The organism is Acinetobacter guillouiae (assembly GCF_002370525.2).
GTDB lineage: Bacteria > Pseudomonadota > Gammaproteobacteria > Pseudomonadales > Moraxellaceae > Acinetobacter > Acinetobacter guillouiae.
Map to the genome: position 1 here is coordinate 3327315 of NZ_AP014630.1, position 23845 is coordinate 3351159.

The 23845-nt window shown below is 38.1% G+C and carries 26 protein-coding genes; 15 read left to right on the forward strand and 11 right to left on the reverse strand.

Annotated elements, in window-relative coordinates; genetic code table 11:
- Nucleotides 1-31: 31 nt before the first annotated feature.
- Nucleotides 32-565 (forward strand): carboxymuconolactone decarboxylase family protein, encoded by a 534-nt coding sequence (locus tag AS4_RS15570; RefSeq protein WP_096734771.1) that lies wholly within the window; start codon nucleotides 32-34, stop codon nucleotides 563-565.
- Nucleotides 566-662: 97 nt separating this feature from the next.
- On the opposite strand, the gene AS4_RS15575 is transcribed toward AS4_RS15570, so the two are convergent.
- Entirely contained in the window at nucleotides 663-1109 is a 447-nt protein-coding gene (locus tag AS4_RS15575) for an acyl-CoA thioesterase (RefSeq protein WP_406565184.1), read from the reverse strand.
- Nucleotides 1110-1199: 90 nt separating this feature from the next.
- Nucleotides 1200-2600, reverse strand: coding sequence for a Do family serine endopeptidase (locus AS4_RS15580; RefSeq protein WP_004823133.1), 1401 nt, complete (start codon nucleotides 2598-2600; stop codon nucleotides 1200-1202).
- A 226-nt stretch (nucleotides 2601-2826) separates the two neighbouring features.
- Between AS4_RS15580 and nadB the strand changes: the two genes are divergently transcribed.
- Complete coding sequence (nadB, locus tag AS4_RS15585; RefSeq protein ID WP_096734773.1) at nucleotides 2827-4470, forward strand: L-aspartate oxidase; 1644 nt, start codon at nucleotides 2827-2829, stop codon at nucleotides 4468-4470.
- A gap of 271 nt (nucleotides 4471-4741) precedes the next feature.
- Here the strand turns inward: nadB and AS4_RS15590 are convergent, their stop codons facing one another.
- The 8 genes from AS4_RS15590 to pabC form a co-directional block, all read right to left on the reverse strand.
- The gene (locus AS4_RS15590; protein WP_096734774.1) at nucleotides 4742-5515 is read right to left on the reverse strand and encodes an AraC family transcriptional regulator; all 774 of its coding nucleotides are present in this window, start codon (nucleotides 5513-5515) and stop codon (nucleotides 4742-4744) included.
- 18 nt (nucleotides 5516-5533) lie between these two features.
- Nucleotides 5534-5914, reverse strand: a complete 381-nt coding sequence (locus AS4_RS15595; RefSeq protein ID WP_096734775.1) for a hypothetical protein — start codon at nucleotides 5912-5914, stop codon at nucleotides 5534-5536.
- A 108-nt stretch (nucleotides 5915-6022) separates the two neighbouring features.
- Nucleotides 6023-6904 (reverse strand): arginase family protein, encoded by an 882-nt coding sequence (locus AS4_RS15600; protein ID WP_096734776.1) that lies wholly within the window; start codon nucleotides 6902-6904, stop codon nucleotides 6023-6025.
- Between the two features lie 4 nt (nucleotides 6905-6908).
- Nucleotides 6909-7889: a hypothetical protein gene (locus tag AS4_RS15605; RefSeq protein WP_004823139.1), complete on the reverse strand. Its 981-nt coding sequence runs from the start codon at nucleotides 7887-7889 to the stop codon at nucleotides 6909-6911.
- Between the two features lie 488 nt (nucleotides 7890-8377).
- Nucleotides 8378-8794, reverse strand: a complete 417-nt coding sequence (locus AS4_RS15610) for a PaaI family thioesterase (RefSeq protein ID WP_096734777.1) — start codon at nucleotides 8792-8794, stop codon at nucleotides 8378-8380.
- A gap of 127 nt (nucleotides 8795-8921) precedes the next feature.
- Nucleotides 8922-9521, reverse strand: coding sequence for a dTMP kinase (gene tmk / locus AS4_RS15615; RefSeq protein WP_004823143.1), 600 nt, complete (start codon nucleotides 9519-9521; stop codon nucleotides 8922-8924).
- A 9-nt stretch (nucleotides 9522-9530) separates the two neighbouring features.
- A complete protein-coding gene (mltG, locus tag AS4_RS15620) occupies nucleotides 9531-10592 on the reverse strand; it encodes an endolytic transglycosylase MltG (protein ID WP_096734778.1) in 1062 nt (353 codons plus the stop codon).
- Nucleotides 10585-11406: an aminodeoxychorismate lyase gene (pabC, locus tag AS4_RS15625; RefSeq protein WP_096734779.1), complete on the reverse strand. Its 822-nt coding sequence runs from the start codon at nucleotides 11404-11406 to the stop codon at nucleotides 10585-10587. Before pabC ends, mltG begins: the two co-directional genes overlap by 8 nt.
- 163 nt (nucleotides 11407-11569) lie before the next feature.
- On the opposite strand from pabC, the gene AS4_RS15630 reads away from it, so the two are divergent.
- From AS4_RS15630 to AS4_RS15660, 7 genes are all read left to right on the forward strand, one after another.
- Complete coding sequence (locus tag AS4_RS15630) at nucleotides 11570-12580, forward strand: sulfate ABC transporter substrate-binding protein (RefSeq protein WP_004823146.1); 1011 nt, start codon at nucleotides 11570-11572, stop codon at nucleotides 12578-12580.
- 43 nt (nucleotides 12581-12623) lie between these two features.
- Entirely contained in the window at nucleotides 12624-13229 is a 606-nt protein-coding gene (locus AS4_RS15635) for an RBBP9/YdeN family alpha/beta hydrolase (RefSeq protein WP_034612566.1), read from the forward strand.
- An 80-nt stretch (nucleotides 13230-13309) separates the two neighbouring features.
- Nucleotides 13310-14143: a sulfate ABC transporter permease subunit CysT gene (gene cysT / locus AS4_RS15640; protein WP_004717179.1), complete on the forward strand. Its 834-nt coding sequence runs from the start codon at nucleotides 13310-13312 to the stop codon at nucleotides 14141-14143.
- Nucleotides 14140-15036: a sulfate ABC transporter permease subunit CysW gene (gene cysW / locus AS4_RS15645; protein WP_004717181.1), complete on the forward strand. Its 897-nt coding sequence runs from the start codon at nucleotides 14140-14142 to the stop codon at nucleotides 15034-15036. The genes cysT and cysW overlap by 4 nt, the downstream gene beginning before the upstream one ends.
- A 10-nt stretch (nucleotides 15037-15046) precedes the next feature.
- Nucleotides 15047-16108, forward strand: coding sequence for a sulfate/molybdate ABC transporter ATP-binding protein (locus tag AS4_RS15650; protein WP_004823148.1), 1062 nt, complete (start codon nucleotides 15047-15049; stop codon nucleotides 16106-16108).
- Nucleotides 16109-16163: 55 nt separating this feature from the next.
- Entirely contained in the window at nucleotides 16164-17093 is a 930-nt protein-coding gene (locus tag AS4_RS15655; RefSeq protein WP_004717184.1) for a CysB family HTH-type transcriptional regulator, read from the forward strand.
- 254 nt (nucleotides 17094-17347) lie between these two features.
- Complete coding sequence (locus AS4_RS15660; protein WP_096734780.1) at nucleotides 17348-18565, forward strand: OmpP1/FadL family transporter; 1218 nt, start codon at nucleotides 17348-17350, stop codon at nucleotides 18563-18565.
- 88 nt (nucleotides 18566-18653) lie between these two features.
- Here AS4_RS15660 and carO read toward each other — a convergent pair whose 3' ends face one another.
- Nucleotides 18654-19382, reverse strand: coding sequence for an ornithine uptake porin CarO (gene carO / locus AS4_RS15665; protein WP_004823152.1), 729 nt, complete (start codon nucleotides 19380-19382; stop codon nucleotides 18654-18656).
- Between the two features lie 304 nt (nucleotides 19383-19686).
- On the opposite strand from carO, the gene dapD reads away from it, so the two are divergent.
- The 6 genes from dapD (at nucleotide 19687) to AS4_RS15695 (ending at nucleotide 23689) form a co-directional block, all read left to right on the forward strand.
- Nucleotides 19687-20508: a 2,3,4,5-tetrahydropyridine-2,6-dicarboxylate N-succinyltransferase gene (gene dapD / locus AS4_RS15670; RefSeq protein WP_034612558.1), complete on the forward strand. Its 822-nt coding sequence runs from the start codon at nucleotides 19687-19689 to the stop codon at nucleotides 20506-20508.
- Between the two features lie 109 nt (nucleotides 20509-20617).
- Nucleotides 20618-21328 carry a 7-carboxy-7-deazaguanine synthase QueE gene (gene queE / locus AS4_RS15675; RefSeq protein ID WP_004717192.1) on the forward strand — a complete coding sequence of 237 codons (711 nt, stop codon included), beginning with the start codon at nucleotides 20618-20620 and terminating at the stop codon, nucleotides 21326-21328.
- Between the two features lie 36 nt (nucleotides 21329-21364).
- Nucleotides 21365-22036, forward strand: coding sequence for a 7-cyano-7-deazaguanine synthase QueC (gene queC / locus AS4_RS15680; RefSeq protein ID WP_004717194.1), 672 nt, complete (start codon nucleotides 21365-21367; stop codon nucleotides 22034-22036).
- Between the two features lie 13 nt (nucleotides 22037-22049).
- Nucleotides 22050-22460 carry a hypothetical protein gene (locus AS4_RS15685; protein WP_004717195.1) on the forward strand — a complete coding sequence of 137 codons (411 nt, stop codon included), beginning with the start codon at nucleotides 22050-22052 and terminating at the stop codon, nucleotides 22458-22460.
- A gap of 65 nt (nucleotides 22461-22525) precedes the next feature.
- Nucleotides 22526-23218 (forward strand): Dph6-related ATP pyrophosphatase, encoded by a 693-nt coding sequence (locus tag AS4_RS15690; protein WP_096734781.1) that lies wholly within the window; start codon nucleotides 22526-22528, stop codon nucleotides 23216-23218.
- Between the two features lie 9 nt (nucleotides 23219-23227).
- Entirely contained in the window at nucleotides 23228-23689 is a 462-nt protein-coding gene (locus AS4_RS15695) for a peroxiredoxin (RefSeq protein WP_004823156.1), read from the forward strand.
- Nucleotides 23690-23845: the final 156 nt, after the last annotated feature.

Consider the following 23845-nt stretch of genomic DNA (forward strand, 5'->3'; position numbering starts at 1 on the left):
ACTATCACTACGATCCTTTAAGGAGAACAACATGTCACGTATCAACCTTGACACTCAACTCGCACCCCAAGCAAGTCAGCCTTTATTAACTCAAATTCAACAAGCTTTTGGTACGACTCCAAATATGTTTAAGGCAGTGGCAAATTCGCCAGCAGCGTTACAAAGCATGTGGTCCGCTTTTGCTGCTTTAGGTAAAGGTACACTTGGCGCAAAATTAGGTGAACAGATTGCTGTTGCAATCGCCAATTTAAACCGCTGTGAATATTGCTTAGCTGCACATACTGTACTCGGTCAAAATGCTGGTGCTAGTGCTGCTGAAATGGCTGAAGCGCAAATAGGAAAAGCAACTGATGATAAAACAGCAGCAGCACTGACTTTTGCTTTAAAGGTGGTCAATCAACGAGCTCAGATGACTGACGCTGATTTCACAACACTTCGCAATGTAGGTTTTAATGACCAACAAATCGTTGAGATCATGGCGCATGTGGCTTTGAATATATTCACTAACTACATCAATATTGCACTAGATACGCCAGTAGACTTTCCACGAGTCGAATTGATATAAAACCTACCGACCTCTCTTGTAAAACAGAGAGGTCGCTTTCATTAAATATAAGATTTCCTTTATGCGTTATTGCACTTCATCTAAAAATCCAAGTAATTTAAATAATTGAACTTAAATCAAAAGGATCTATTCCAGGATCAATGGGTTGATAGGCTTGGATAAAAGTTGGTGACATCCGTTTCGGACGCCCTGAAGCAATTTCTATACATGCCCATTTGGTATTGCCCGTAAAGAGTAAGCTGTGATCTTTAGCATTAAAAAAAGCATACTGACGGAAAGAATAAAGTGCGTTGATCTCGTATAACCAAGTTCTTAAAATAACATCATCATCTAACATTGCGGCTTTGCGATACTGAACATGATGTTCTACGGCAACCATTGCATGTTTCATTTCTAAATACTGATCGAGTCCAACACCCAATGTTTCGATATGTGCAGATGCAACATCCTGCATCCATTGTACATAGACCACATTGTTTACATGACCTAAGACATCTATATGCTCTGGTTTTACTTTGATTTTTAAATCAAATACTGAACTCATATCTTCTTTCCTTTTCCACTTTTTCAACCATTCGTATAAGTTTGACATAAAAAAGCCACTCTTTGAGTGGCTGATTCTGATCAGATGTATTTATTGAATACGCAATCCAATCATAGCATGTTGCCCTTCACGAACAATCGCTACACGCGCTACCGTATTTTTCTGTAGCTCAGAAATAGCATCAACAAAATCATTCGGTGTATTTACTTTCTTGTTATTTACTTGGGTGATCACATCACCAGGTAAAATCCGTGACTGTGCCGCTAAACCGCCTCTGGTTACATCTTGAATAAACACACCACCTTTAACATTTAAACGATTCTTTTCTTGTTCAGTTAAAGCACGAATCGCAACACCAATGATAGGCCCTTTATTTGGCTTAGCCGAAGTGTTGGTATTGTCAACTTTTGCAGGGGTATCATCTGGTGCAACAGTTAAAGTTGCTGTAATTACTTTTGGTTTATCATCACGTAAAACTTCGAGCTTAACAGATTGATTAGGTTGAGTACGATTCAAATAATTCAATAATTCAGAGGTGCGTGATATTGGCGAACCATTATATTTTAAGATTACATCGCCTGATCTAAAGCCCGCTTTTTCTGCAGGTGAATTCGGCGCAACTTGGGTAATCAACGAACCTTCTGGTTTATCTAATTTATATGCTTCTGCTAAGTTTCGATCAATATCTTGCAACATTACACCAAGATAAGAACGGGTTACTTTACCATTCTTTTTCAACTGATCAGCAACATCCATTGCTACATCAATTGGAATAGAGAATGACAAGCCCATATAACCACCCGTACCACTAAAGATACGAGAGTTTACGCCAACAACTTGACCTTGTTGGTTAAATAGCGGACCACCTGAGTTACCCGGATTTAATGCCACATCAGTTTGGATAAATGGAACAGAGGTTTCACCCATCATATTACGTGACTTGGCACTGACAATCCCTGCTGATGCAGAATAATCAAAACCAAATGGCGAACCGATTGCTAGAACAGGCTGCCCGACTTTAAGTTGATCTACATTACCCACAGATAATGATGGGAAATTATTCCCCTCAACTTTCAATAAAGCCACATCTGTACGTTCATCACTGCCCACCACTTTTGCATCAATTTCACGGCGATCATTCAACATAATCGTCACTTTAGAAGCATCTTCAACCACATGGTGATTTGTCAGTAAATAACCATCTTTACTAATAAAGAATGCACTACCATACGCAGTCTTTTCTTGTGGCGCGCGTTGTTGTGGAATAATGATTTGATTACCAAAGAAACGCTTTAGAATTTCAGGTACTTGTTGCTGTAACAACTCTTCCTGAGATAACTTTTTAACAACATTAACACTCACAACAGCTGGACTGACTTGTTCAACCAAGTTAGAAAAATCCACAGGTGTTGAAGCTTGAACTTGTGATGTTGCCGCAGCGACAGTAAATACTGCTGCATACATTCCTTTTTGTATTAGACCATTACTCATTTCTCACGAACCCGCATCTGATGATTATTTGCTTAAAAATGTTTGTAACATATTATTTAATATCGTTACGTAAAAATATGTTTACATTTTTTTATAAAACAAGACTTTACTTAATTTTATATTAAAAGCCTTGGAATATCTTATTTATACTAAAATCTGACACATGTGACTATTGTAATTTGTTAAAAAAAAGAGTGTTATTAGCAAACATTTTTCAAATTAGCTGATGGACATGTCTAATTTAAGTACAACTCATCAATTTGACGTGGTTATTGTGGGGAGTGGCGGTGCAGGCTTAAGTTTAGCCTTATCTTTGCCTGAACATTTTAATATTGCTGTTTTAGCGAAATCAACCTTAACCGATGCAAGCACATATTTTGCACAAGGTGGTGTTGCTGCTGTACTTGACGAAACAGATTCTATTCAACAGCATATTGATGACACTATGATTGCAGGCGCACAGTTATGTGAGATTGATGCAGTTAAACATACCGTTGAAGGTGGTCGACCTTCTGTCGATTTCTTACTCAACCATGGTGTGCAGTTTACATTAGATGAAGATGAACAATTACATCTCACTCGTGAAGGTGGACATTCACAACGTCGCATTATTCATTCAGCCGATGCCACAGGTAAAGCCATTTCGACGACACTGGTTCAACGGGCTCAAGAAAAGAAAAATATTCATATTTTTGAAAATTACATTGCGATTGATTTAATCACCACACATAAATTAGGACATAAACAACAGTCCAATCGTGCGGTTGGTCTTTACGCACTTGATGAAAGCAATGAAAAAGTTCATACATTTTTAGCCCCATTCACTGCCCTTGCTTGTGGTGGTGCAATGAAAGCTTATTTATATACATCAAATCCTGATATTGCCACAGGCGATGGTATTGCCATGGCATATCGTGCAGGCTGTCGTGTCGCAAATATGGAATTTAATCAATTCCATCCAACCTGTTTATATCATCCTCAAGCACGCTCATTTCTGATTACGGAAGCAATGCGTGGTGAAGGTGCGTATTTACGTTTACCTGATGGTGAACGCTTTATGCTGCGCTTTGATGAACGTGCCGAACTTGCACCACGAGACATTGTTGCACGCGCCATTGATTATGAAATCAAACGCTTAGGCATCCGCCATGTCTGGTTAGACATCAGTCATAAACCAGCTGAATTTGTTAAAGAACATTTCCCAACCTTATACGCGCGCTTATTGGAACTTGGTATTGATATCACCAAGGATATGATCCCTGTTGTTCCAGCAGCACACTATACTTGCGGTGGCGTGGTGGTCGATGAACATAGCCAAACTGATTTAGCTGGTTTATATGCAATTGGTGAAACGTCGTATACAGGGTTACATGGGGCTAACCGTATGGCCAGCAATTCACTACTTGAATGCTTTGTATATGGTATGAGTGCTGCCAAGGACATAGAGGCAAAGTTTAATCATCACTTTGATATACCGACCGTGCCTGAATGGGATGCTTCACAATCGACCAATCCTGATGAAGATGTTGTGATCCTACAAAATTGGGATGAGCTCCGCCAAACCATGTGGAACTATGTCGGGATTGTAAGAACCACAAAACGTTTACAACGTGCATTGCATCGTATTGAAATGTTGAAGAAAGAAATTACTGAATATTATCAGGATTATCATGTCAGTAAGAACTTGATTGAACTACGTAATTTGGTCATGGTTTCAGAGATGATTGTTCGTTGTGCCATGCAACGTAAAGAATCACGTGGTCTACACTACACGCTTGATTATCCTGAGCTTTCACCTGAGTTAAGAAAAACGGTATTAACACCGCCAAACTTTACAGTTGAAACCCCATTGGTAAATGAAGCAGTTTAAACCCCTTTAAAATTGCAAAAAAATAGTCAGATCATTCTGGCTATTTTTATATAATGTAACTTAATGAGCAAGAATGTGATAACGCAAGGAGAGGCACCGCTACAGATATAGTAGCGCAAGGATGTGGTAGCGCAAGGTGAGGTATCGTCTACCCAAATCAATTTAAATTTTTCAAGCTAAAATGCGACAGTGCAAATCTTTTTAATGATTCATAAAGTTATAAATTCATTTTGATAAAATGCAATAAATTCTTCTACTTAAAAATAAAACCTTATGTTTGCTGCATATAATTTCGAGGAGAAAGCTGCATTATTTTCTTAAACATCACAATAAATGAGCTATCACTGTCATAGCCTAATTTCATCGCAACCTGATGCACTGAATCTCCTTCTGTTAACCACTGTAATGCCAGTACAACATGTAACTTTCTTCGCCATTGATTAATACTCATCCCTATCGTTTGATGAAAAGTTCGTGTAAGGCTTCGTTCACTCATACAGCATAACTTTGCCCATTCAGCCAAACTTTGATTCTGCTCAGGATGCTTTAATAAATGGCGGGTCAATTTAACTAAACGAAGATCTTGTGGAATGGGTAAATAAAATGTTGGCTTTACAACTGATTGAATTTCATCTAACAAGCATTGCTGCAAACGGAAGTCTTTTTCTGAAAGTACCGTATCAGACAAGGTTTCAACTCTTTCCAATAAGGCATTCAGCAAATTTGTCACTTGCAACATGGTGCAATTCGGTTCTAAAAGATGATCAAGTTGGGGGTCAATAAATGCAACATAGCCAGAAGAGACACCATAACTACTAACTTTATGTGGCACATTTGACGGAATCCATAAAGCATGTTGCGCTGGAACAACCCAAATACCAGACGGTGTTTCCACCGTAATTAAGCCATTCACTGTCATCATCAATTGGCTTTTTACATGCTGATGTGACGCAAGCTCCCAATCAGGAACTTGCTGATGTATTTTTAATACAATAATTGCTTGGTCTATTTGATCTACAAAAAAAGGATCCACATTATCAAGCATGGTTTGCCTATATATTTATCACTTTAAAACAGCGTCGATGACTTTCTGCGCTTGTTGTTGATTGTCTACAATAAACATCGGATAGCCTGTAAACTTAATAAAGTTATTGGCAAATTTGTGAGTTTCCAGTCGTATATTTTCATCAGGCTCAATATGAATTAATGCTTTTACATATTGGGTTAAAACTTCACGTTTTGCTTTCACCCATGCTGCAACTTGCTTACGATCTTCATGATCATTTTGTTGTTCAGGGAAAGCACCTTCACTAATAAAAACAAAAGTTTCTTTGCGACTCAATAATGATTCATAAATTGCAATTGTTTCATCAACCGAAACAGCATCTTCAGCTTGATAACTAATACGAACGATTGGAAAGTTTTCTAAATTTTGAATAAACATGATAACCACCATAAATGAGAATAATTATCATTGTATTGATTTATACAGATCGCACATTACTAAATTCAGCCAAAAAATACGGTATTCCAGCCAAATTTAACAGCGAGTTTAGTCTTTATTTTTTCCATAATAAATACGATGCGCTATATGAAAAGTTTCAGCATGTAATTTTGCTAAATCATCTAAGTTCTGATAGCCCCCTGCAAGTACAAACATGATCGGAATATTGTCACGTTTAGCAAGGTTAAACACCATTTCATCTCTTTTTTGAATCAACTCTGTCGTAAACCATGCTGAACCATAAGGATCTGCTTGATGACAATCCATCCCTGCCTGATAAATAATAATATCTGCTTTCCATTCATTGGCTCGCTGAAACGCTTCATGCAATGCCATGGTATATTGAGCAAAACTTCCATGCTTGGTGTGAATATGACGGCTTTCCGCCCGCTCATACGTGGGGTAGCCAAAAGCTAATCCGTAAATACTAAAATTATATAAATTATCTAATCTGCGAGTAAAATCAGCCGTCCCATCACCACCATGCTGATCGCAATCCAAAATAAAGATGCGCTTATTTGCATAATGTTGTGCAATTAATGCCAAACCATTAAAAGTACAATATGAGCCGCCATATTCATAATTAGCATGGTGAAACCCTTGCGCAATATTGGCGGCAATCCCATGTTGGAATGCCAGTTCAGTTGCCAACAATTGCCCAGCATTGATGGAGAGTACCGCATCTCTTAATTGTTCATTCCAAGGCTTAAAACCAGCAAAAGTTGCCAGTTTTGCCGGTTGTCCTGTTAAAAAAGCCTCAACATATTTAGGCGAATGTAAGGCTTTTAAAATTTCTGGATCAATTTGTTGTGGTTCATGAAATTTATAATCATTAAATTGCTGTAGTTGCTCTGCGACTGCAACAAGTTTTTCCATGCTATTGGTATGTGTTTGAGCAAAATAGCGTGGAGAAAAACAAACATTTAACATAAAGCTATCCGAGACTGAGTGCTCTCAATTGTGATTTTGCAACATCATTGAGTTGTTTTATAAGTGTTGTGTCAGGACTAAACAGCCCATTATTCACTTGTTGTTCAAAATGTGTCGTAAATGCCCTTTGTCGATTCTCAGGTGAAATGGCTAAAGTGGTTAATCGCAAAAACCAAAAACCTTGAATCTCTTTATAAGGAATAATATAGCCTTTAAACTCTTGATTGGGGACTTTGTTGGCAATTTGTTCAATATCATAATCGACAGAAAATAAAGAACCAATCGGAATACGAATTCCATTCATCAATAAAGGTTGTAAATTTATACAGGAATGATTATCCCCCATGTTCATTTTTTCAATCAACAGCGGACGATTTTGATCATCTACAAAAATGTTGATTGAGCCTTGTCTTAACATTGAACGATGGGCAATCTTTAAGAAAAATGCTTCAGCCATTGGACATGAGCCCACTTTAGGCTTGCCGTCAAGCGTCGCAATTTCAACATAACCTGTTTCATCTGCTGTTTTGGGTAAAATCACATCTTCCAACATAGCGCAAATCACATGGCTTTCTTCTAATTGTGCTTGTTGCGATAAGCGTCTTAAGTTTGCTTGGATTGCAACTTCTTGTTCAACTAAGGCTTTAAACTCATCATCTTTGGCTTGAGTAAGAAAATTTTGAATCGATTTATTTTGATCTAAGTTATGCCAATCATCGATATCTAAGCCATAAGCATTTTTTTGCTCAAGAATTTTTTTTAATTTCTTAAAATCATAATCTTTAAATATTTTTAAATCAGTTGCTTCAACTTGATCACGCGGAAAATTAATGTACTCAGCCAATACGCGTGTAGCCTGCGTATAACCGCAACCACGGCGTTCAGTTTGATGTGAATAGTGTTCATTCAACATCTCCGTCAATTTATCTGATAAAGGAAAAACCTGTTCCTTAAACAAATCTACGACTTCATGACCTGATGACATATTCTTTATTCCATTTAATCTATATTAATTTTCAAAATAAACTATTTATTATGAATAAATTAGCATTATCCCTTGCAGAACTCAATATATCACTCAAGTTGTAATTGCATCTATATCAATCAATACAATTGATTGTTTATTATTGTTTTTGATATTCATGATTCCGTGCCCATACATGATTTAAGTATCCATTAAAGATCTTTCATAAATCAAAAAATGATCATGTTGAGTGAATCAGATTGGTATTGAAAGTCCCTTCTCCCTTTGGGAGAAGGCTAGGATGAGGGGGGTTTTATGATGATCTATGGCTTTAAAAAGAACTAACGTAAGAAGTCTATTGTTAATGACGCTATAACCAAAAATATAGATTGATGATCAAAACAATTTAACCATCACTAAAAATAGTGAGCATTAACACACCATCAGAAAACCCAGTAAGGACTATAAAAAATTTCGTCCAATACACATTTTTAAAATCCCTGAATGATTTATTTTTGTGGTGGAACAGAATACGTTCCTGTCACATGTGCAACAAGATCATCCGAATCTAAAGAATAAATCCAGACCTCACCGACAATTAAAGCTTTACCCACTTTCATCAATTTACACACACCACGAATATCAACACCACCCGTTGGCTTGCGTAAAAAATTAATATTCATATTGGTCGTAACCGTCAAACCGACTAAACCAATTTCACCCATAATCGCAACATAGAGTGCAAAATCGGCCAAGGCCATCATGGTTGGTCCTGAAACAGTTCCACCTGGTCGTATATCTTGATCACTGACATGCCAAACCAAAGAAGCCCCTTTTTCGGTTACTTCTTCAATTTCACAACGTTGTAAGCTAGGTGAAAAAAATTGCTGTAAGAATTCTACGATTTCAGCTTTCGAGCTTTTCATAATTAAAGTCTTTATATCCCTGACCTAAAACAATATAAAGACTTTTTCGGTTCAAAACACTAACGCTATCGTTCAAATCAATAGAATAAATTGCTCAATTTCACTTATTTAGAGGATTGATTGGTATTTATTTTAAGTAGCTCAACGCCTCAGCAAATACTTGCTCTGGTGCTTGAGTCGCATCTAAGCGTTTCATTCGTTGAGAATCACGCAAATGAATTTCAGAAAACCCACTACGTACCGATTCAAAAAACACCACTTTTTCTTGTTCAAAGCGGTCTAATGCACCGCGTGCGCGGGCACGGTTCATTCCTAATTCAATTGGCGCATCCAACCAAAAAGTAATATCTGGCATTTTAGAAACAAAATTTTCATTGAGCAGCTGTAACTTATCTCGGCTTAAACCTCGACCTGCACATTGATAAGCAAAGCTTGAATCGACAAAACGGTCACACAGTACAATCTTGCCCTCAGCCAAGGCAGGTAAAATCACAGCTTCCAAATGTTGTGCTCGTGCTGCATACATCAGCAATAACTCCGTGTCATTACTCATCTGTTCTTCATGATTGACCGACAGCAATAATGAACGGATTTGTTCAGCTAAAGGCGTACCACCAGGCTCACGTGTTAAAACAACCTGTTGACCTTGTTGTTGAAAGTAATCAAATAACTTTTGAATGAGCGTGGTTTTTCCTACACCTTCAGTACCTTCAAAACTTATAAACATGCTCATTCCTTAATTCTTAGACCGCATAACTTGAATATATTCTTGCACTGCACGATTATGATCATTCAGATTGGCTGTAAATTTGTGCCCACCATTACCTGTGGCAACAAAGTAAATGTTTTCAGAGTTATCTGGATGCATCGTCGCTTCAATGGCTTTTTTGCTTGGTAAAGCAATCGGTGTTGGCGGTAAACCATTGATCGTATATGTATTATAAGCACTCGGAGTACGTAAATCCTGCTTTGAAATCTTACCCGTATATTTATCACCCATCCCGTAAATCACGGTAGGATCGGTTTGTAAACGCATGCCCAGTTTTAAACGACGATAGAACACACCTGAAACCTGACGTAACTCGCTGTCTACACTGGTTTCTTTTTCAATAATCGAGGCCATGATTAAGGCTTCATATTTATTTTTATAAGGTAAATCTGGTGCGCGTTTTTCCCAAGCTTCATCTAAAATTTTCATTTGACGTTGGTACAGGTCAGTCAAGATTTGCTTATCCGTTGCACCTTTATCAAAGAAATAAGTATCAGGCGCAAATAAACCTTCTGGGTGATCATAAGGAATATTTAATGCTTTCAGCATTTCACCACTCGGAAGCTGAATCACCGATTTTTCAACCAATGGATCTTTTTTCAATGACTGAATTAATTGCTTCGCTGTCGTCCCTTCTATCACCAAAAGTCGACTCATCTGTGCATTTTCAATATTAGAAACCATTTCTAATACTTGGCGTACATTCATACCTTTAGTCACTTCATACACACCAGCTTTCATGGTGTCATGAATGAAAATTTTCCGATAAAGCTTAAGAATGATTGGAAAACTAACCTTATCGTCCTTGGCCAATTGATCAATAAAACCGGTATAGGTTTCACCATTTGAAATAGACAGCTTTTGTTTTTGACCCGTCACTGGATACGCTTTAAAAATACTCATTTTTAAAATGATTGCAGTCATGATCAAAAAAACAACCAGAACGATCGCAATGCCTTTATAGATGTTATTGCTCACTTGGGCTTGAGTTTTCTTTTTAGATTTTGGCTTAGGTTTGGTTTTAGGCATGAGAATTAAACTGACTTAAATTTAAAGTATTAAATAACTCAACACAGGATTGAGTGTCTAGATGTTGATGATTCAACGTTTCGACCACTTTCATTGGACTGAGGGCATTACAAAAAAACAGGCTTTGAAAATGTCGAATTTCATCCATATCGATAAAACGCTGTTCACAGGTGACACCATAATGTTGCATCCGTGACAAAATTTCGGCACGCATCACACCATGTACACCATTATAACGAAGTTCAGGCGTAATCCATCTATTGTTTATCCGAATAAAACAATTACTGCTCACACCTTCAACAACTGAACCTTGTACATCTGTGACTAATGCTTCTAACCAGCCTTTTGCCTGAGCTTCTTTTTTCAGTAACACTTGTTCTAAACGGTTTAAGGTTTTTAAACCCACCAAATTTGGCATCAATAAACCAATTGCTTGGTCCAATACACCACTGTGAATTAATTCAGGCTGGAAGCACGCGGTTGTTTTTGGATAATAAACCACATAAAGATCGGCCTCATGTTCAGGCATCGCATAGCCACGATCGCCATCGCCTCGACTAATGATGATCTTCAATGTACCGTTTAATATTCCATTTTTTTGTCTTAAACATTGTAGCGTCTGATCCAACAACTCAAAATTCACATCTAAAAATAAACGTTCAGCCGCCAACTTCAATCGAGCACGATGTAAAAGTTCCAACTCCATAACATCTTGATGTAATCGAACTGTGCTAAAACAACCATCTCCATAATGAAATGCTCGATCTAAAAGTGAAATAGAATCAACAAATTGAGCATTTTTAAAACAGATCATTAAGCAATTTCCTATGGCTTTGCACGAATACTATAAGCAATATCAGCATTTTCTTTTTCTCTTTTATTCATATAAAATTCGTTTTTTATTATTTTTTATGGATAAAGACTAGCGTTATCCTCACTCCATCTTACCGAACTTCAGAATTAAATGGGGCAAAAAAATGCAGTTCTCTAAACTTAAATTTGCTGTGGCAGCAGTACTGATTTCAACCACATCTTTCAGCGTTGCTGCAAAAGATTTTTTAAATGTATCTTATGATCCAACACGAGAATTGTACGATAACTTTAACAAACAATTTGCAACGTTTTGGAAATCTAAAACGGGTCAAGACATCCAGTTTAAACAATCACATGGTGGCTCTGGTAAACAAGCGCGTGCGGTTATTGATGGTTTGCAAGCAGATGTTGTGACTTTAGCATTGGCCGCAGATATTGACGCAATTGCGCAAAATACAAATTTATTGCCAAAAGACTGGCAAAAGAAATTCCCACAAAATTCTACACCGTACACATCAACAATCGTTTTCCTCGTCCGTAAAGGTAACCCGAAAGGCATCAAAGACTGGGGCGATTTGGTAAAACCAGGTGTAGAAATTGTAACACCAAACCCTAAAACTTCAGGTGGTGCACGCTGGAACTACTTAGCAGCATGGGCTTGGGCAAAACACAAATATGGTTCAGACGCGAAAGCACAAGAGTTTGTACGTCAAATTTATAAACAAACTAAAGTACTTGATTCTGGTGCACGTGGTTCGACGACGACATTTGCAGAACGTGGCATTGGTGATGTGTTATTGGCTTGGGAAAATGAAGCGTATTTATCTACACGTGAACAACCAGGTAAATTTGAAATCATTACCCCATCATTGTCGATCTTGGCAGAACCACCTGTCGCAATTGTTGAAAAGAATGCTGAAAAAGACGGTAACTTAAACTTAGCGAAAGCATATTTAAACTATCTGTATTCACCTGCTGGTCAAGACATTGCAGCGAAAAACTTCTACCGTCCGCGTAATGCAGCAATCTTGCAAAAGTATGCGACAACATTCAAACCATTAAAATTGGTCACAATTGATAAAGAGTTTGGTGGCTGGACTAAAGTTCAAAAGCAACATTTTGAAAACAATGGTGTTTTTGATCAAATCGTAAAAGCCAATGCAAGTAGCAAATAACTGTTTAAAATAAACTTAAGCGAAAGGAAACAGGAGCATAGACATGATTCATACAATTATTGTTCCAGGCGTTGGTGGTAGTGATAACGATCACTGGCAGTCTAAATTACAACGTGAACTCATGTCTTGCTCGCGCGTACAACAACAAGATTGGAACTTACCTATTCTTAAAGATTGGATTGCCCAATTTGTTGCGACTGTCGTCAATGCTACGCAACCTGTTCAAATTGTTGCACATAGTTTCGGATGTTTAACCACGGTTGCTGCTTTGGCTCAGCACCCTGAAATCGCAGCTAAAGTAAGAAAAATTATTTTAGTTGCACCAGCCAATCCAGCACGTTTTGGTGAGGCTGGTTTTGCTCGAAACAGTATGGGTGACTATGAAGCTTATTTTCACGAATTGAAAATCACAGTCCCTGCTGAAATGATTATTTCTGAAAATGATCCTTGGTTAAATTTTGAAGATGCACAGAAGCTTGCGAAAGCGTGGAAAATTCGACCTCGAAATTTAGGTCAGGTTGGACATATCAATGTTGCATCAGGCTTTGGACACTTTCCTGAAATTTATGATCATTTAATTTTTAATCAGCAAAATTTCTTTATCAGTAATGCTGATGACAACAAGTTGTTATTTAAATTTGCAATTTAATCATTGCCTTTTAAGCTTGCAAAATCGTTTTAAATTTGCTTATTGATTTCAATAAGCTTTCTCTCTTTTGAGGAGTCATCATGTCGCAGCGATCCCGAGTGCTGCCAGGTTTTGGTCTTTCACTAGGCTTCACCCTAGCGTATCTATCATTAATCGTACTGATACCACTGTCTGCCGTATTCATAAAATCATTAGGCGTAGGTTGGGATGGTTTATGGGAAATCTTGAGCTCTGAACGTATTTTAAAATCATTACAGCTCAGTTTTACCACCGCCCTAATTGCAGCTTTGATCAATGTCATTTTCGGCTTTTTATTGGCTTGGTGCTTAGTCCGTTATTCGTTTCCTGGTAAACGTATAGTAGATGCATTGGTGGACTTACCCTTTGCATTACCTACAGCGGTCGCAGGTATTGCGTTAACTTCGTTATATGCATCAACAGGTTGGATTGGTCACTTGCTTGAGCCTTTAGGGATTAAAATTGCCTATACCTCACTGGGTATTACGCTTGCTTTAATTTTTATTGGTATTCCTTTTGTGGTTCGTACAGTACAGCCTGTTTTAAGTGATCTTGAAACTGAGCTAGAAGAAGCCGCTTCTGCATTGGGTGCAAATCGTTTTCAGATTGTGACAAGAATCATTTTACCGATTTTATTTCCAGCATTACTGACTGGCTTTGCATTGGCATTTGCGCGCGGTGTGGGTGAATATGGTTCGGTCATCTTTATTGCAGGCAATATTCCTTACGAAACTGAAATTGCTCCGTTAATGATCATTACCCGTCTTGAAGAATATGATTATGCAGGTGCGACGACAATTGCAGTGGTGATGCTGGTGATTTCTTTCTTTATCTTGTTCCTGATTAACTTGGTACAAGCTTGGGCAAGTCGCCGTACAGGGAGAACAGCACGATGAGCTTAAATACCAACAGCAATGCTTTGGCTGAAAAACTGCAATCTCGTGATGCGACACGTGAACCAGCTTGGGTACGTAATACCCTACTGATTATTGGTCTGATTTTCTTTTTAGGCTGCTTAATTCTACCGTTGGTGCTTATTTTTGTTGAAGCATTTAAACAAGGGATTCAAGTCTACTTTGCCTCACTGGTTGACCCTTATACCCTGTCTGCGGTCAAACTCACATTATTGACTGCTGCCATTGCAGTACCTTTAAATGTGATTTTTGGTGTTACAGCAGCATGGTGTGTTGCCAAGTTTAATTTCCGTGGAAAATCATTCTTAACCACCATTATTGATACTCCATTTTCAGTCTCACCCGTCATTGCAGGTTTAATGCTGGTTTTGATCTTTGGCTCACAAGGTTGGATTGGATCATGGTTAATTGAACATGATATTAAAATCCTCTATGCGACACCGGCCATTATCCTCGCAACTGTATTTATTACTGTTCCTTTTGTTGCACGTGAATTAATTCCATTGATGGAAGCACAAGGAACAGAAGAAGAAGAAGCTGCAATTGTGCTGGGTGCTTCGGGTTGGCAAACCTTTTGGAAAATTACCATTCCAAATATTAAATGGGGTCTCATTTATGGCGTAATTTTGTGTAATGCACGTGCCATGGGTGAGTTCGGTGCTGTATCTGTGGTTTCAGGTCATATTCGTGGCGAAACCAATACCTTACCGCTGCATATTGAAATTTTATATAACGAACCAAATTCGATTAGTGCTGCTTTTGCCGTCTCAACATTGTTAGCATTTTTGGCCATCATTACCCTAATCTTAAAAACATGGGTTGAATATCGCCAAGAAAAACAAGATCGCGAAAGTAAAGAATCAACTGTTTCTTAAGGAATTGCACATGAGTATTCAAGTTAAAAATATTGAAAAAAACTTCGGTGCATTCCATGCACTTAAAAACATATCGCTAGATTTTCCAGAAGGTCAACTGGTTGCCCTGCTTGGTCCTTCTGGCTGTGGTAAAACCACATTACTGCGTATTATTGCTGGTTTGGAATCAACGGATAGAGGACAAGTCATTCTTGAAGGTACAGATGCAACCAATATTCACGTGCGTGAACGTCAAGTTGGTTTTGTATTTCAGCATTACGCACTGTTCCGTCATATGACTGTTTATGACAATGTTGCATTTGGTTTACGTGTTCGTCCAAAGGCGACTCGACCAAATGAAACTGAAATCAAAAAACGTGTTACCCGTTTATTGGATTTGGTACAACTTGGTTTCTTGGCAGATCGTTATCCAGCGCAATTGTCTGGTGGTCAGCGCCAACGTATTGCATTGGCTCGTGCCTTGGCTGTTGAACCACGTGTATTGCTCTTAGATGAACCGTTTGGCGCCTTGGATGCCAAAGTACGTAAAGAATTACGTCGTTGGTTACGGACTTTACATGATGAATTACATATCACTTCAATCTTTGTAACCCATGACCAAGAAGAAGCCTTAGAAGTTGCTGATCAAATCGTGGTGATGAACAAAGGTGATATTGAACAGATTGGTTCACCGCGTGAAGTTTATGAAAAGCCTGCAACCCCGTTTGTATTTGACTTTTTAGGTCAAGCAAACCGTTTTGAAGGTGAAAACCATCAAGGCATCATTCAAATTGGTGAAGATCGCATCCAACTACCTACGGCGACACAAACCGCAAATGGTAAAGTGATTGCCTTTGCTCGTCCAAATGAATTGAAAATTCACACGCAACCGACTGAAAATACAATTCAAGCAACCTTCTTACGTGAGTTGTGGATTGCGGGTAAAGTCATGGCAGAGTTACAAGATCGTCAAGGACAACTGATTGAAATTGCTTTAAATCCTGATGAAGCAAAATTACATCAATATCGACCAAATCAAACAGTTTGGGTAAGTGCATCTACACTTCACCTATTTGAAAATCAAGTCGCGTAATCGACGACAGGATGAATATTACCCCTATTCATCCACATTTGAGGTATCGAACATCATGAACTTTCAACAATTACGAATTATCCGAGAAACAGTTCGTCAAAATTACAACTTAACCGAAGCATCTGCTGCACTTTATACTTCGCAATCTGGTGTCAGTAAGCATATTAAAGATTTAGAAGATGAATTGGGTGTACAGCTGTTTGTTCGTAAAGGCAAACGGTTATTAGGTTTGACAGAACCTGGTCAAGCGCTGTTGAGTATTGTTGAACGCATGCTTATTGATGCTGACAATATTAAACGTCTTGCCGATGATTTTAATAAAGTTGATGAAGGTACGCTTACAATCGCAACGACACATACACAAGCACGTTATGTGTTACCACCGATTGTCAATTTATTTAAAAAAGCATTTCCCAAAGTTCATTTGATTTTGCAACAAGCCAGCCCTGTTGAAATCTCTGAAATGTTATTGCTTGGTTTGGCTGATATCGGTATTGCAACTGAATCTCTAACCACTGAAGATAATTTGGGCAGTGTATCTTTCTATAACTGGAAACACAGTATCATTACGCCACAAGATCACCCACTGACTAAGCTTAATCCTAAAGAGATTACCTTAGAAAAATTGGCTGAATTTCCAATTATCACCTATCACGGCGGTTTTACAGGACGTTCTAAAATTGATAAAGCGTTTGAAGATGCCAATTTAGATGTAGATATCGTCATGTCAGCACTAGATGCCGATGTGATCAAAACCTATGTTGAACTGGGAATGGGTGTCGGTATTGTCAATGATGTTGCTTATGACACAGAACGCGATAAACGTCTAAAACAAATCGATACAGATATTTTTGGTTTAAATACAACATGGATTGCGGTTCGTAAAGGCCATTTACTTCGTGGCTATGGCTATGAGTTTATTTCACTCTGCTCACCAGAAGCCGATATCAAAGCATTGAAAAAAATTGCCTATCCTGATGATTAAACTTTGAGATAAATGATTAAGAAAGAAATGAAGTCATCAAGGAATAAATCGTCAATAAATAAACCATCAAATAGTCATGACAATCAAAGATAGAGAGCTACGGCTCTCTTTTTTATCATTTAAAAATTAAACACAAACTCTTAAGAATAATTAATCTATTTGATTTTATTTAATATTTTATTATAAGCATGGCTTTTTAGTATAAAATTTAGTCTTATCTTTATCACTGATCAATTTATTTCGGGGGGGAATGAATGAATTCTATTGCTTGGGGCTTAACCCTTGGAAGTTTTGTTCCTCTTTTTAGCCATGCCGCAGGTATGGAGAAATCTGACCAGTCTATCCTTGCTTTTTTAGAACCGAATCATTATGTAGAATTGTCTTATGCAGAGCTCTATGCAGATGTTTCAGGGCAACTCCCTCAACATGAGCAATTCAAACAACTCGGCGTTGAAGATTTTTCAACAGGCAACCTTGTCAACAATTACCACTTTGTCAATGCTACTGCAAAACTGCAAATGGCCCCACAACTTTCATTTGGACTGATTTATGATCAACCTTATGGTGTTGATCTTAGTTATGAATATCGCCCACAGAGCTTTGCTGGAAAGCAACTTTTAGAGTCGGGGCAATTTAATTTTAAAAGTCAAAATCTTTCGATGCTCTTGGGTTATCAACCTAGTGCGAATTGGAATATATATGCTGGTGGCATGTATCAACAGTTCGAGGGTGAACTCAAAGTCTTTGGAGCAAACTATTCAGCGATGAGTGGCTATCATGCACAGCTAAAACAAAGTTCAGGTCATGGTTGGCTCGCAGGTTTAAGCTATCAAATTCCAGAGTATGCAGTAAAAACTGCGATTACCTATCGTTCCAAGATCAATCATCAATCTGCAATCACTGAGGATGTTTCAGCGCAAGCTTTAAGTATTATTCCTTTTGCTAAAACACAAATCACCACGCCTCAATCCGTCAATCTAGATCTTCAGACAGGTTTAACACCATCGAATATTCTTTATGGCAATTTGAGGTGGGTCAATTGGAAAGATTTTGAAATTCAACCAAGACAATTTGGTGCAGTGGTTAAGATTGCTGCAGAACAATACCCTGAACTGATCAAACCTTTTAATCTAATTGATTACAACAAGGATCAATGGTCTGCAAAGCTTGGGCTTGCACATGTATTTTCACAACAATGGATTGCCACTACAGATATTTCATGGGACTCAGGCAATGCTAATCCCGCTGGAACACTCAATCCTTCAGATGGTTTTTATGCTTTAGGCTTAGGTGCTTTATATAACATCAATCCCCAGAGCTTTATTTCTTATGGGGTTAAATATTTTAAATTCAATAAAGCAAAAGTGAGCGACTTAAATGCCAATACTTCAATTGTCCAAAACTCAACTTTATCTGAAGTGGGCCATAATGATGCTTTTGCACATGGAATTCGAGTTGGCTATCGCTTTTGATTCATCTAAAAATTCAGCTATCAAAAATATCAAGTTCAAAATAAAAAACGAGCCGAAGCTCGTTTTTTATTACATGATAATCAATAAATTACCAATGGTAGCTTACGCCCACTTTACCAACTGGTAACCATTTATATTTGTCATCGTTACGGATTTTGTTTTCTTCAGCAGCTAAATCTCTATCAAAATTAGCACCGTTTACGTTTACGAACTCACCTTTTGAAGCTAAGTTTACAGATGGGTTACCAGTATAGTACGCACCAACTTCACCGAATACACCAATATTTTTAGTGATCTTAGGCGCAAAACCAAAACCTACATATGGAGCAATATTGTTTTCATAGCTCATTTTCCCTGAAACTTCACCATTAAAGTTATAGTTATTTCCATTTACTTTAATAGTGCCGTCATTTGAGCGCTTTTTCAGATCATACTCAGAATCTACATAGCCTACACCAGCTGCTACATATAAACCTTGAGCCCAAATATTCTGACTAGCACCCCAAGGGCGAATCTCAGCATTTAAATAAGCTAACTTATTGTCCATATCTGCATCGTATTTTGTACCGTTGATAGAAACATCATCAGTCCAAGAAATATCACCACCGTTATAACCCAATGCTAAACCAACATAAGGGTTTGCAGTCCAAAGTAAAGCACCACCGTAACCTGTTGTACCGACTTCAAGACGAGCGCCTGTAGGGATTAATTGGTTTGCTTCAAATGCATAACCTTGGTCAACAACAGACCCATCAGCCATTGCTAAACCAGAAGCAGATAATGCAGCTGTAACAGCCAATAATTTTAACACTTTCATTTATGTCTCCTCAAAAAATAGAGTTTGTTCTTTAATCATTAATGTGTTGGACTCGAAACGATCATATGTGATTCGTTCTTCACAATTAATAGGGAAATTGATTACTTTTTGTTATTTTTTGATACAATTGGATATTAATTGTTGTTTTTAAAAGGAATAAAATAAATAAAAACTTAACAATTCACTTATTTGGTTGTTTTATTTTAAATTATAAGATTAGTTTTTTCGATTGAAACTAGATTTTATATCTAATCCGAGTCGAATTTGGTGTAGAATCTTTTAAAATTTTTTGGGAAGGAAGATCATGTCTCAGCTTTCAACGATCATTGAACAAGCGTTTGAAAACCGTGCCAACTTTACAGCAGTAGATTGTCCTGCTGAAGTACGTCAAGCTGTTGAAGAAGCCATTGCTGGCTTAGATAACGGTACACTTCGTGTAGCTGAAAAAATTGACGGTGAATGGATTGTTCACCAATGGTTGAAAAAAGCTGTTTTATTGTCTTTTAAATTAAACGATAACAAGCCAATTGAATCATGTGATCTTCGTTTCTATGACAAAGTAGAGACTAAATTTACGGGTTGGACTGAAGAACAATTTAAAGCTGCTGGTGTACGTGTTGTACCACCTGCTGTTGCGCGTAAAGGTTCTTTCCAAGCGAAAAATGTCGTATTGATGCCTTCTTATGTAAACATTGGTGCTTATGTAGATGAAGGCACAATGGTTGATACATGGGCGACTGTAGGCTCATGTGCGCAAATCGGTAAAAATGTTCACCTTTCAGGTGGTGTAGGCATTGGTGGTGTACTTGAACCGCTTCAAGCAAACCCAACAATCATTGAAGATAACTGCTTTATTGGTGCACGTTCTGAAATCGTTGAAGGCGTGATTGTTGAAGAAGGCTCAGTCATTTCAATGGGCGTATTCATTGGTCAATCGACTAAGATTTTTGACCGTGAGACAGGTGAAATCCATTATGGTCGTGTACCAGCTGGATCTGTCGTTGTTTCAGGCAGCCTACCGTCTAAATGTGGTACATATAGTTTATATGCTGCAATTATTGTCAAGAAAGTTGATGCTAAAACGCGTGCAAAAACAAGCTTGAACGAATTGCTTCGCGAAGACTAATTTATTTTCCCTCGTGGAATTTTAGTTATCTAGCGTAGCAATCGCTTCTCATCTCTACGGTCAATCGTGATCGTAGAGATTTTTCATTTTGTAATCTGTGGTAAATTTCATGAATTCTCTTCGTTCTTCGACTATTCCTGTTTCTGATCCGTCTGCGGGGCTGCGTATCACGGAGATTTTTTATTCATTGCAAGGTGAAGCCAACACTGCGGGTTTACCGACTGTTTTTATTCGTTTAACAGGTTGCCCATTACGCTGTACCTATTGCGATACCACCTATTCTTTTGAAGGTGGCGAACGCCAATCGCTTGACCAAATAATTCAAACAACATTAGATTATAAAACGCCTTATATCTGTGTCACAGGTGGCGAACCGCTCGCTCAGCCCAATGCCTTACCCTTAATGCAACGTTTGGCAGATTTAGGTTGTGAAGTTTCTTTAGAAACCAGCGGCGCTTTAGATGTCTCTAAAGTCGACCCACGTGTTTCAAAAGTTTTAGATTTAAAAACCCCAACTTCGGGTGAGGTTGCACGAAATTTACTCAGCAACCTTGATCATTTAACTCAACATGATCAAATCAAATTTGTGATTTGTAATCGTGAAGACTATGAGTGGTCTAAACAGCAAGTTGAACAATACGCTTTAGCACAAAAAGTCAGCACAGTATGGTTTTCTCCTGCTTTTGCAGTGGAAAAAGGTGCGGCACGTTTGCCTCAGCTTGCTCGTGATTTAGCACAATGGATTTTAGAAGACCATCTCCCTGTTCGCTTCCAGTTGCAATTACATAAATTGCTTTGGAACGATGAAACTGGTCGTTAAATTTATCGTCAATTATTAATATTTGGAGAGTTGGATATGCGCCCTCGTGCCGTAGTCTTATTATCTGGTGGCTTAGACTCAACGACGTGTTTGGCTTGGGCTCAAGCAAACTATGACTGTATTGCCCTAAGTTTTATGTATGGTCAACGCTCTACCACTGAACTCGATGCAGCCCGCGCTTTAACACAACGTGCAGGTGTAGAACATCGTGTGATTAATATCGATTTAGGTAATTTAGGCGGTTCAGCGCTTACAGACCTTAACATTGATGTTCCTGATCATGAAACAGATGGTATTCCTGTAACTTATGTTCCAGCACGTAACACCATTTTCTTGTCTTATGCACTTGCAGCAGCAGAAGTTTTTGATGCTCAAGCGATTGTGATTGGTATCAATGCTGTTGATTATTCAGGATATCCTGACTGCCGCCCAGAGTTTATCGAGGCCTTTGCCAACATGGCTCGTCTTGCAACGAAAGTCGGTGTAGAAGGAAAACCTCTTAAATTTGAAACACCTCTGTTACATTTATCCAAAGCGAATATAATACGCTTAGGCATCGAACATGGCGTAGACTATAGTCAAACGGTTTCATGCTATCAAGCAGATGACCAAGGACGTGCTTGTGGCAAATGTGATAGCTGCCGACTTCGTAAAGAAGGTTTTAAGGATGCAGGTATTGCAGACCCAACACGTTATATACCGCAATAACAAGGTACTGTTTATGAAAAATTTAAAATCAAGTCTTATTCTTTCTGCTTTATTTTCAGCTTCGGCTTTAATGGGATCTACGGCTTTTGCTGCTGAATCAAATGCAGTTCAACAAGCCTATAAGAGTGCAAATGTTAAATCTGCACTTATTGGCGTGTGTAAAACAGAAACAGCTAAAGGTGGTAAATTAACTTCTGCTGAAGTAAGTAAATACTGTAGCTGTGCTGTTGAATCTGATGGTAAGTTAACCAACGATCAAAAATGGCAAATTCAAAGTGCCATTAACCAAAAGAAAAGCCCAGCAACACTTGCTTTCGTTCAAAAAAATAACCAAGACCTTCAAACATGTTTTGGTCCTCAGTTAACAGGTAAATTAAAAACCTTAACTGAAGAAGCAATGAAAGCAGCACAAGCGAAGAAATAATTTCTTCTTGTTGCAAAGAGCCTGCCCATGCAGGCTCTTTTTACAATTGGATGATACAAAACCATATGCAGGACCAATGGAATACTGTGATACAGCAACAAAAATTTGTTGCTTCATATAGTGGCGGGAAAGATAGTAGCCTAGCTTTATATCACGCTTTGCAAAGTGGGCAAGCCGTAGCTCTCATTGTCATGCTAGAAGAACATGGACAAAGATCTCGTTCTCATGCCATGCCGCTTGATATCATTGATGCCCAAGCAGAGCGGATTGGTTTACCTATACTTAAAGCATCAGCCACATGGAATGACTATGAACATCAATTTGTAAATCTCCTCAATCAAACCAAACAACTGGGTGCAGAAGCACTTGTTACCGGTGATATTGATCTGATTGGACATGCGCAATGGAACCAATCTGTCTGTGAACAAAGCCAATTGCAATTATGTATGCCATTATGGCAAAAACCTCGGCTCGACATTGTGGGTGAATTTATTCAATTGGGTTTTGTCAGCATCATTGTGACGATTAATTTAAACCTCGGTATGCGGGTTGAAGATTTGGGTAGAGTTTTAACAGCTGATTTTGTGGATGAATTAATCGAACGTGGGATTGATCCATGTGGTGAAGCGGGTGAATTTCATACCACGCTGATCGATGGTCCAATTTTTAAAAAGCCGCTTTTACTGAATAAAGGTGATATTCTCTATCATGAAAATTATGCCTTTTTAGCACTTGAACTTAAACACAACAGCATTTAAGGACAAACAATGACTGAACAAATACAACTTCCGAATCAGAAATTCCCAACGACGACGGGTGAAATCAACCTCACTGAGCTCTCTACAGATTGGTTAGTTTTATATTTTTATCCAAAAGATTCTACACCTGGCTGTACCACTCAAGCGGTTGGTTTCTCTTGTATAAAAGATCAATTTGACGCTTTAAATACCACCATCATTGGTGTATCTCGTGACTCTGTAAAAGCACATCAAAACTTTACGGAGAAGCAAGCATTGACCATTAATCTGATCAGTGACAAAGAAGAAGTATTATGTAAACACTTTGATGTGATTAAAGAAAAAAATATGTATGGTAAACAAGTGATGGGGATTGAACGCTCAACATTTATTTATCATCAAGGCAAACTGGTTAAAGAGTATCGTAAAGTTAAAGCGGCTGGACATGCTGAACAAGTTTTAGAAGACTTAAAAGCACTACAAAAAGCTTAACTGCAAAAGTCCCTACTCGCTCTAAAGTTAACATGACTTTAAACGAGTCAGGGACTGTAAATCTTCTTATTGAGAACATACTCAAACTCAATATAGATTATTCCTTCTTTTCTCATTAAAAAAGATCGTTACTCTGACTTGATCCAACAATGCCAA

Excerpts from the sequence above, each read along its gene's own strand:
- AS4_RS15650 (WP_004823148.1), top strand. The coding sequence starts at position 15,047 with ATGAGTATTCAAGTTAAAAATATTGAAAAAAACTTCGGTGCATTCCAT.
- AS4_RS15690 (WP_096734781.1), top strand. The coding sequence starts at position 22,526 with ATGCAGGACCAATGGAATACTGTGATACAGCAACAAAAATTTGTTGCT.
- AS4_RS15660 (WP_096734780.1), top strand. The coding sequence starts at position 17,348 with ATGAATTCTATTGCTTGGGGCTTAACCCTTGGAAGTTTTGTTCCTCTT.
- AS4_RS15630 (WP_004823146.1), top strand. The coding sequence starts at position 11,570 with ATGCAGTTCTCTAAACTTAAATTTGCTGTGGCAGCAGTACTGATTTCA.
- cysW (WP_004717181.1), top strand. The coding sequence starts at position 14,140 with ATGAGCTTAAATACCAACAGCAATGCTTTGGCTGAAAAACTGCAATCT.
- AS4_RS15575 (WP_406565184.1), bottom strand. The coding sequence starts at position 1,109 with ATGAGTTCAGTATTTGATTTAAAAATCAAAGTAAAACCAGAGCATATA.
- AS4_RS15635 (WP_034612566.1), top strand. The coding sequence starts at position 12,624 with ATGATTCATACAATTATTGTTCCAGGCGTTGGTGGTAGTGATAACGAT.
- tmk (WP_004823143.1), bottom strand. The coding sequence starts at position 9,521 with ATGTTTATAAGTTTTGAAGGTACTGAAGGTGTAGGAAAAACCACGCTC.
- AS4_RS15685 (WP_004717195.1), top strand. The coding sequence starts at position 22,050 with ATGAAAAATTTAAAATCAAGTCTTATTCTTTCTGCTTTATTTTCAGCT.
- AS4_RS15600 (WP_096734776.1), bottom strand. The coding sequence starts at position 6,904 with ATGTTAAATGTTTGTTTTTCTCCACGCTATTTTGCTCAAACACATACC.
- pabC (WP_096734779.1), bottom strand. The coding sequence starts at position 11,406 with ATGATCTGTTTTAAAAATGCTCAATTTGTTGATTCTATTTCACTTTTA.
- nadB (WP_096734773.1), top strand. The coding sequence starts at position 2,827 with ATGGACATGTCTAATTTAAGTACAACTCATCAATTTGACGTGGTTATT.
- AS4_RS15655 (WP_004717184.1), top strand. The coding sequence starts at position 16,164 with ATGAACTTTCAACAATTACGAATTATCCGAGAAACAGTTCGTCAAAAT.
- AS4_RS15695 (WP_004823156.1), top strand. The coding sequence starts at position 23,228 with ATGACTGAACAAATACAACTTCCGAATCAGAAATTCCCAACGACGACG.
- AS4_RS15595 (WP_096734775.1), bottom strand. The coding sequence starts at position 5,914 with ATGTTTATTCAAAATTTAGAAAACTTTCCAATCGTTCGTATTAGTTAT.
- dapD (WP_034612558.1), top strand. The coding sequence starts at position 19,687 with ATGTCTCAGCTTTCAACGATCATTGAACAAGCGTTTGAAAACCGTGCC.
- mltG (WP_096734778.1), bottom strand. The coding sequence starts at position 10,592 with ATGCCTAAAACCAAACCTAAGCCAAAATCTAAAAAGAAAACTCAAGCC.
- AS4_RS15570 (WP_096734771.1), top strand. The coding sequence starts at position 32 with ATGTCACGTATCAACCTTGACACTCAACTCGCACCCCAAGCAAGTCAG.
- AS4_RS15610 (WP_096734777.1), bottom strand. The coding sequence starts at position 8,794 with ATGAAAAGCTCGAAAGCTGAAATCGTAGAATTCTTACAGCAATTTTTT.
- queC (WP_004717194.1), top strand. The coding sequence starts at position 21,365 with ATGCGCCCTCGTGCCGTAGTCTTATTATCTGGTGGCTTAGACTCAACG.
- AS4_RS15590 (WP_096734774.1), bottom strand. The coding sequence starts at position 5,515 with ATGCTTGATAATGTGGATCCTTTTTTTGTAGATCAAATAGACCAAGCA.
- AS4_RS15605 (WP_004823139.1), bottom strand. The coding sequence starts at position 7,889 with ATGTCATCAGGTCATGAAGTCGTAGATTTGTTTAAGGAACAGGTTTTT.
- carO (WP_004823152.1), bottom strand. The coding sequence starts at position 19,382 with ATGAAAGTGTTAAAATTATTGGCTGTTACAGCTGCATTATCTGCTTCT.
- cysT (WP_004717179.1), top strand. The coding sequence starts at position 13,310 with ATGTCGCAGCGATCCCGAGTGCTGCCAGGTTTTGGTCTTTCACTAGGC.
- AS4_RS15580 (WP_004823133.1), bottom strand. The coding sequence starts at position 2,600 with ATGAGTAATGGTCTAATACAAAAAGGAATGTATGCAGCAGTATTTACT.
- queE (WP_004717192.1), top strand. The coding sequence starts at position 20,618 with ATGAATTCTCTTCGTTCTTCGACTATTCCTGTTTCTGATCCGTCTGCG.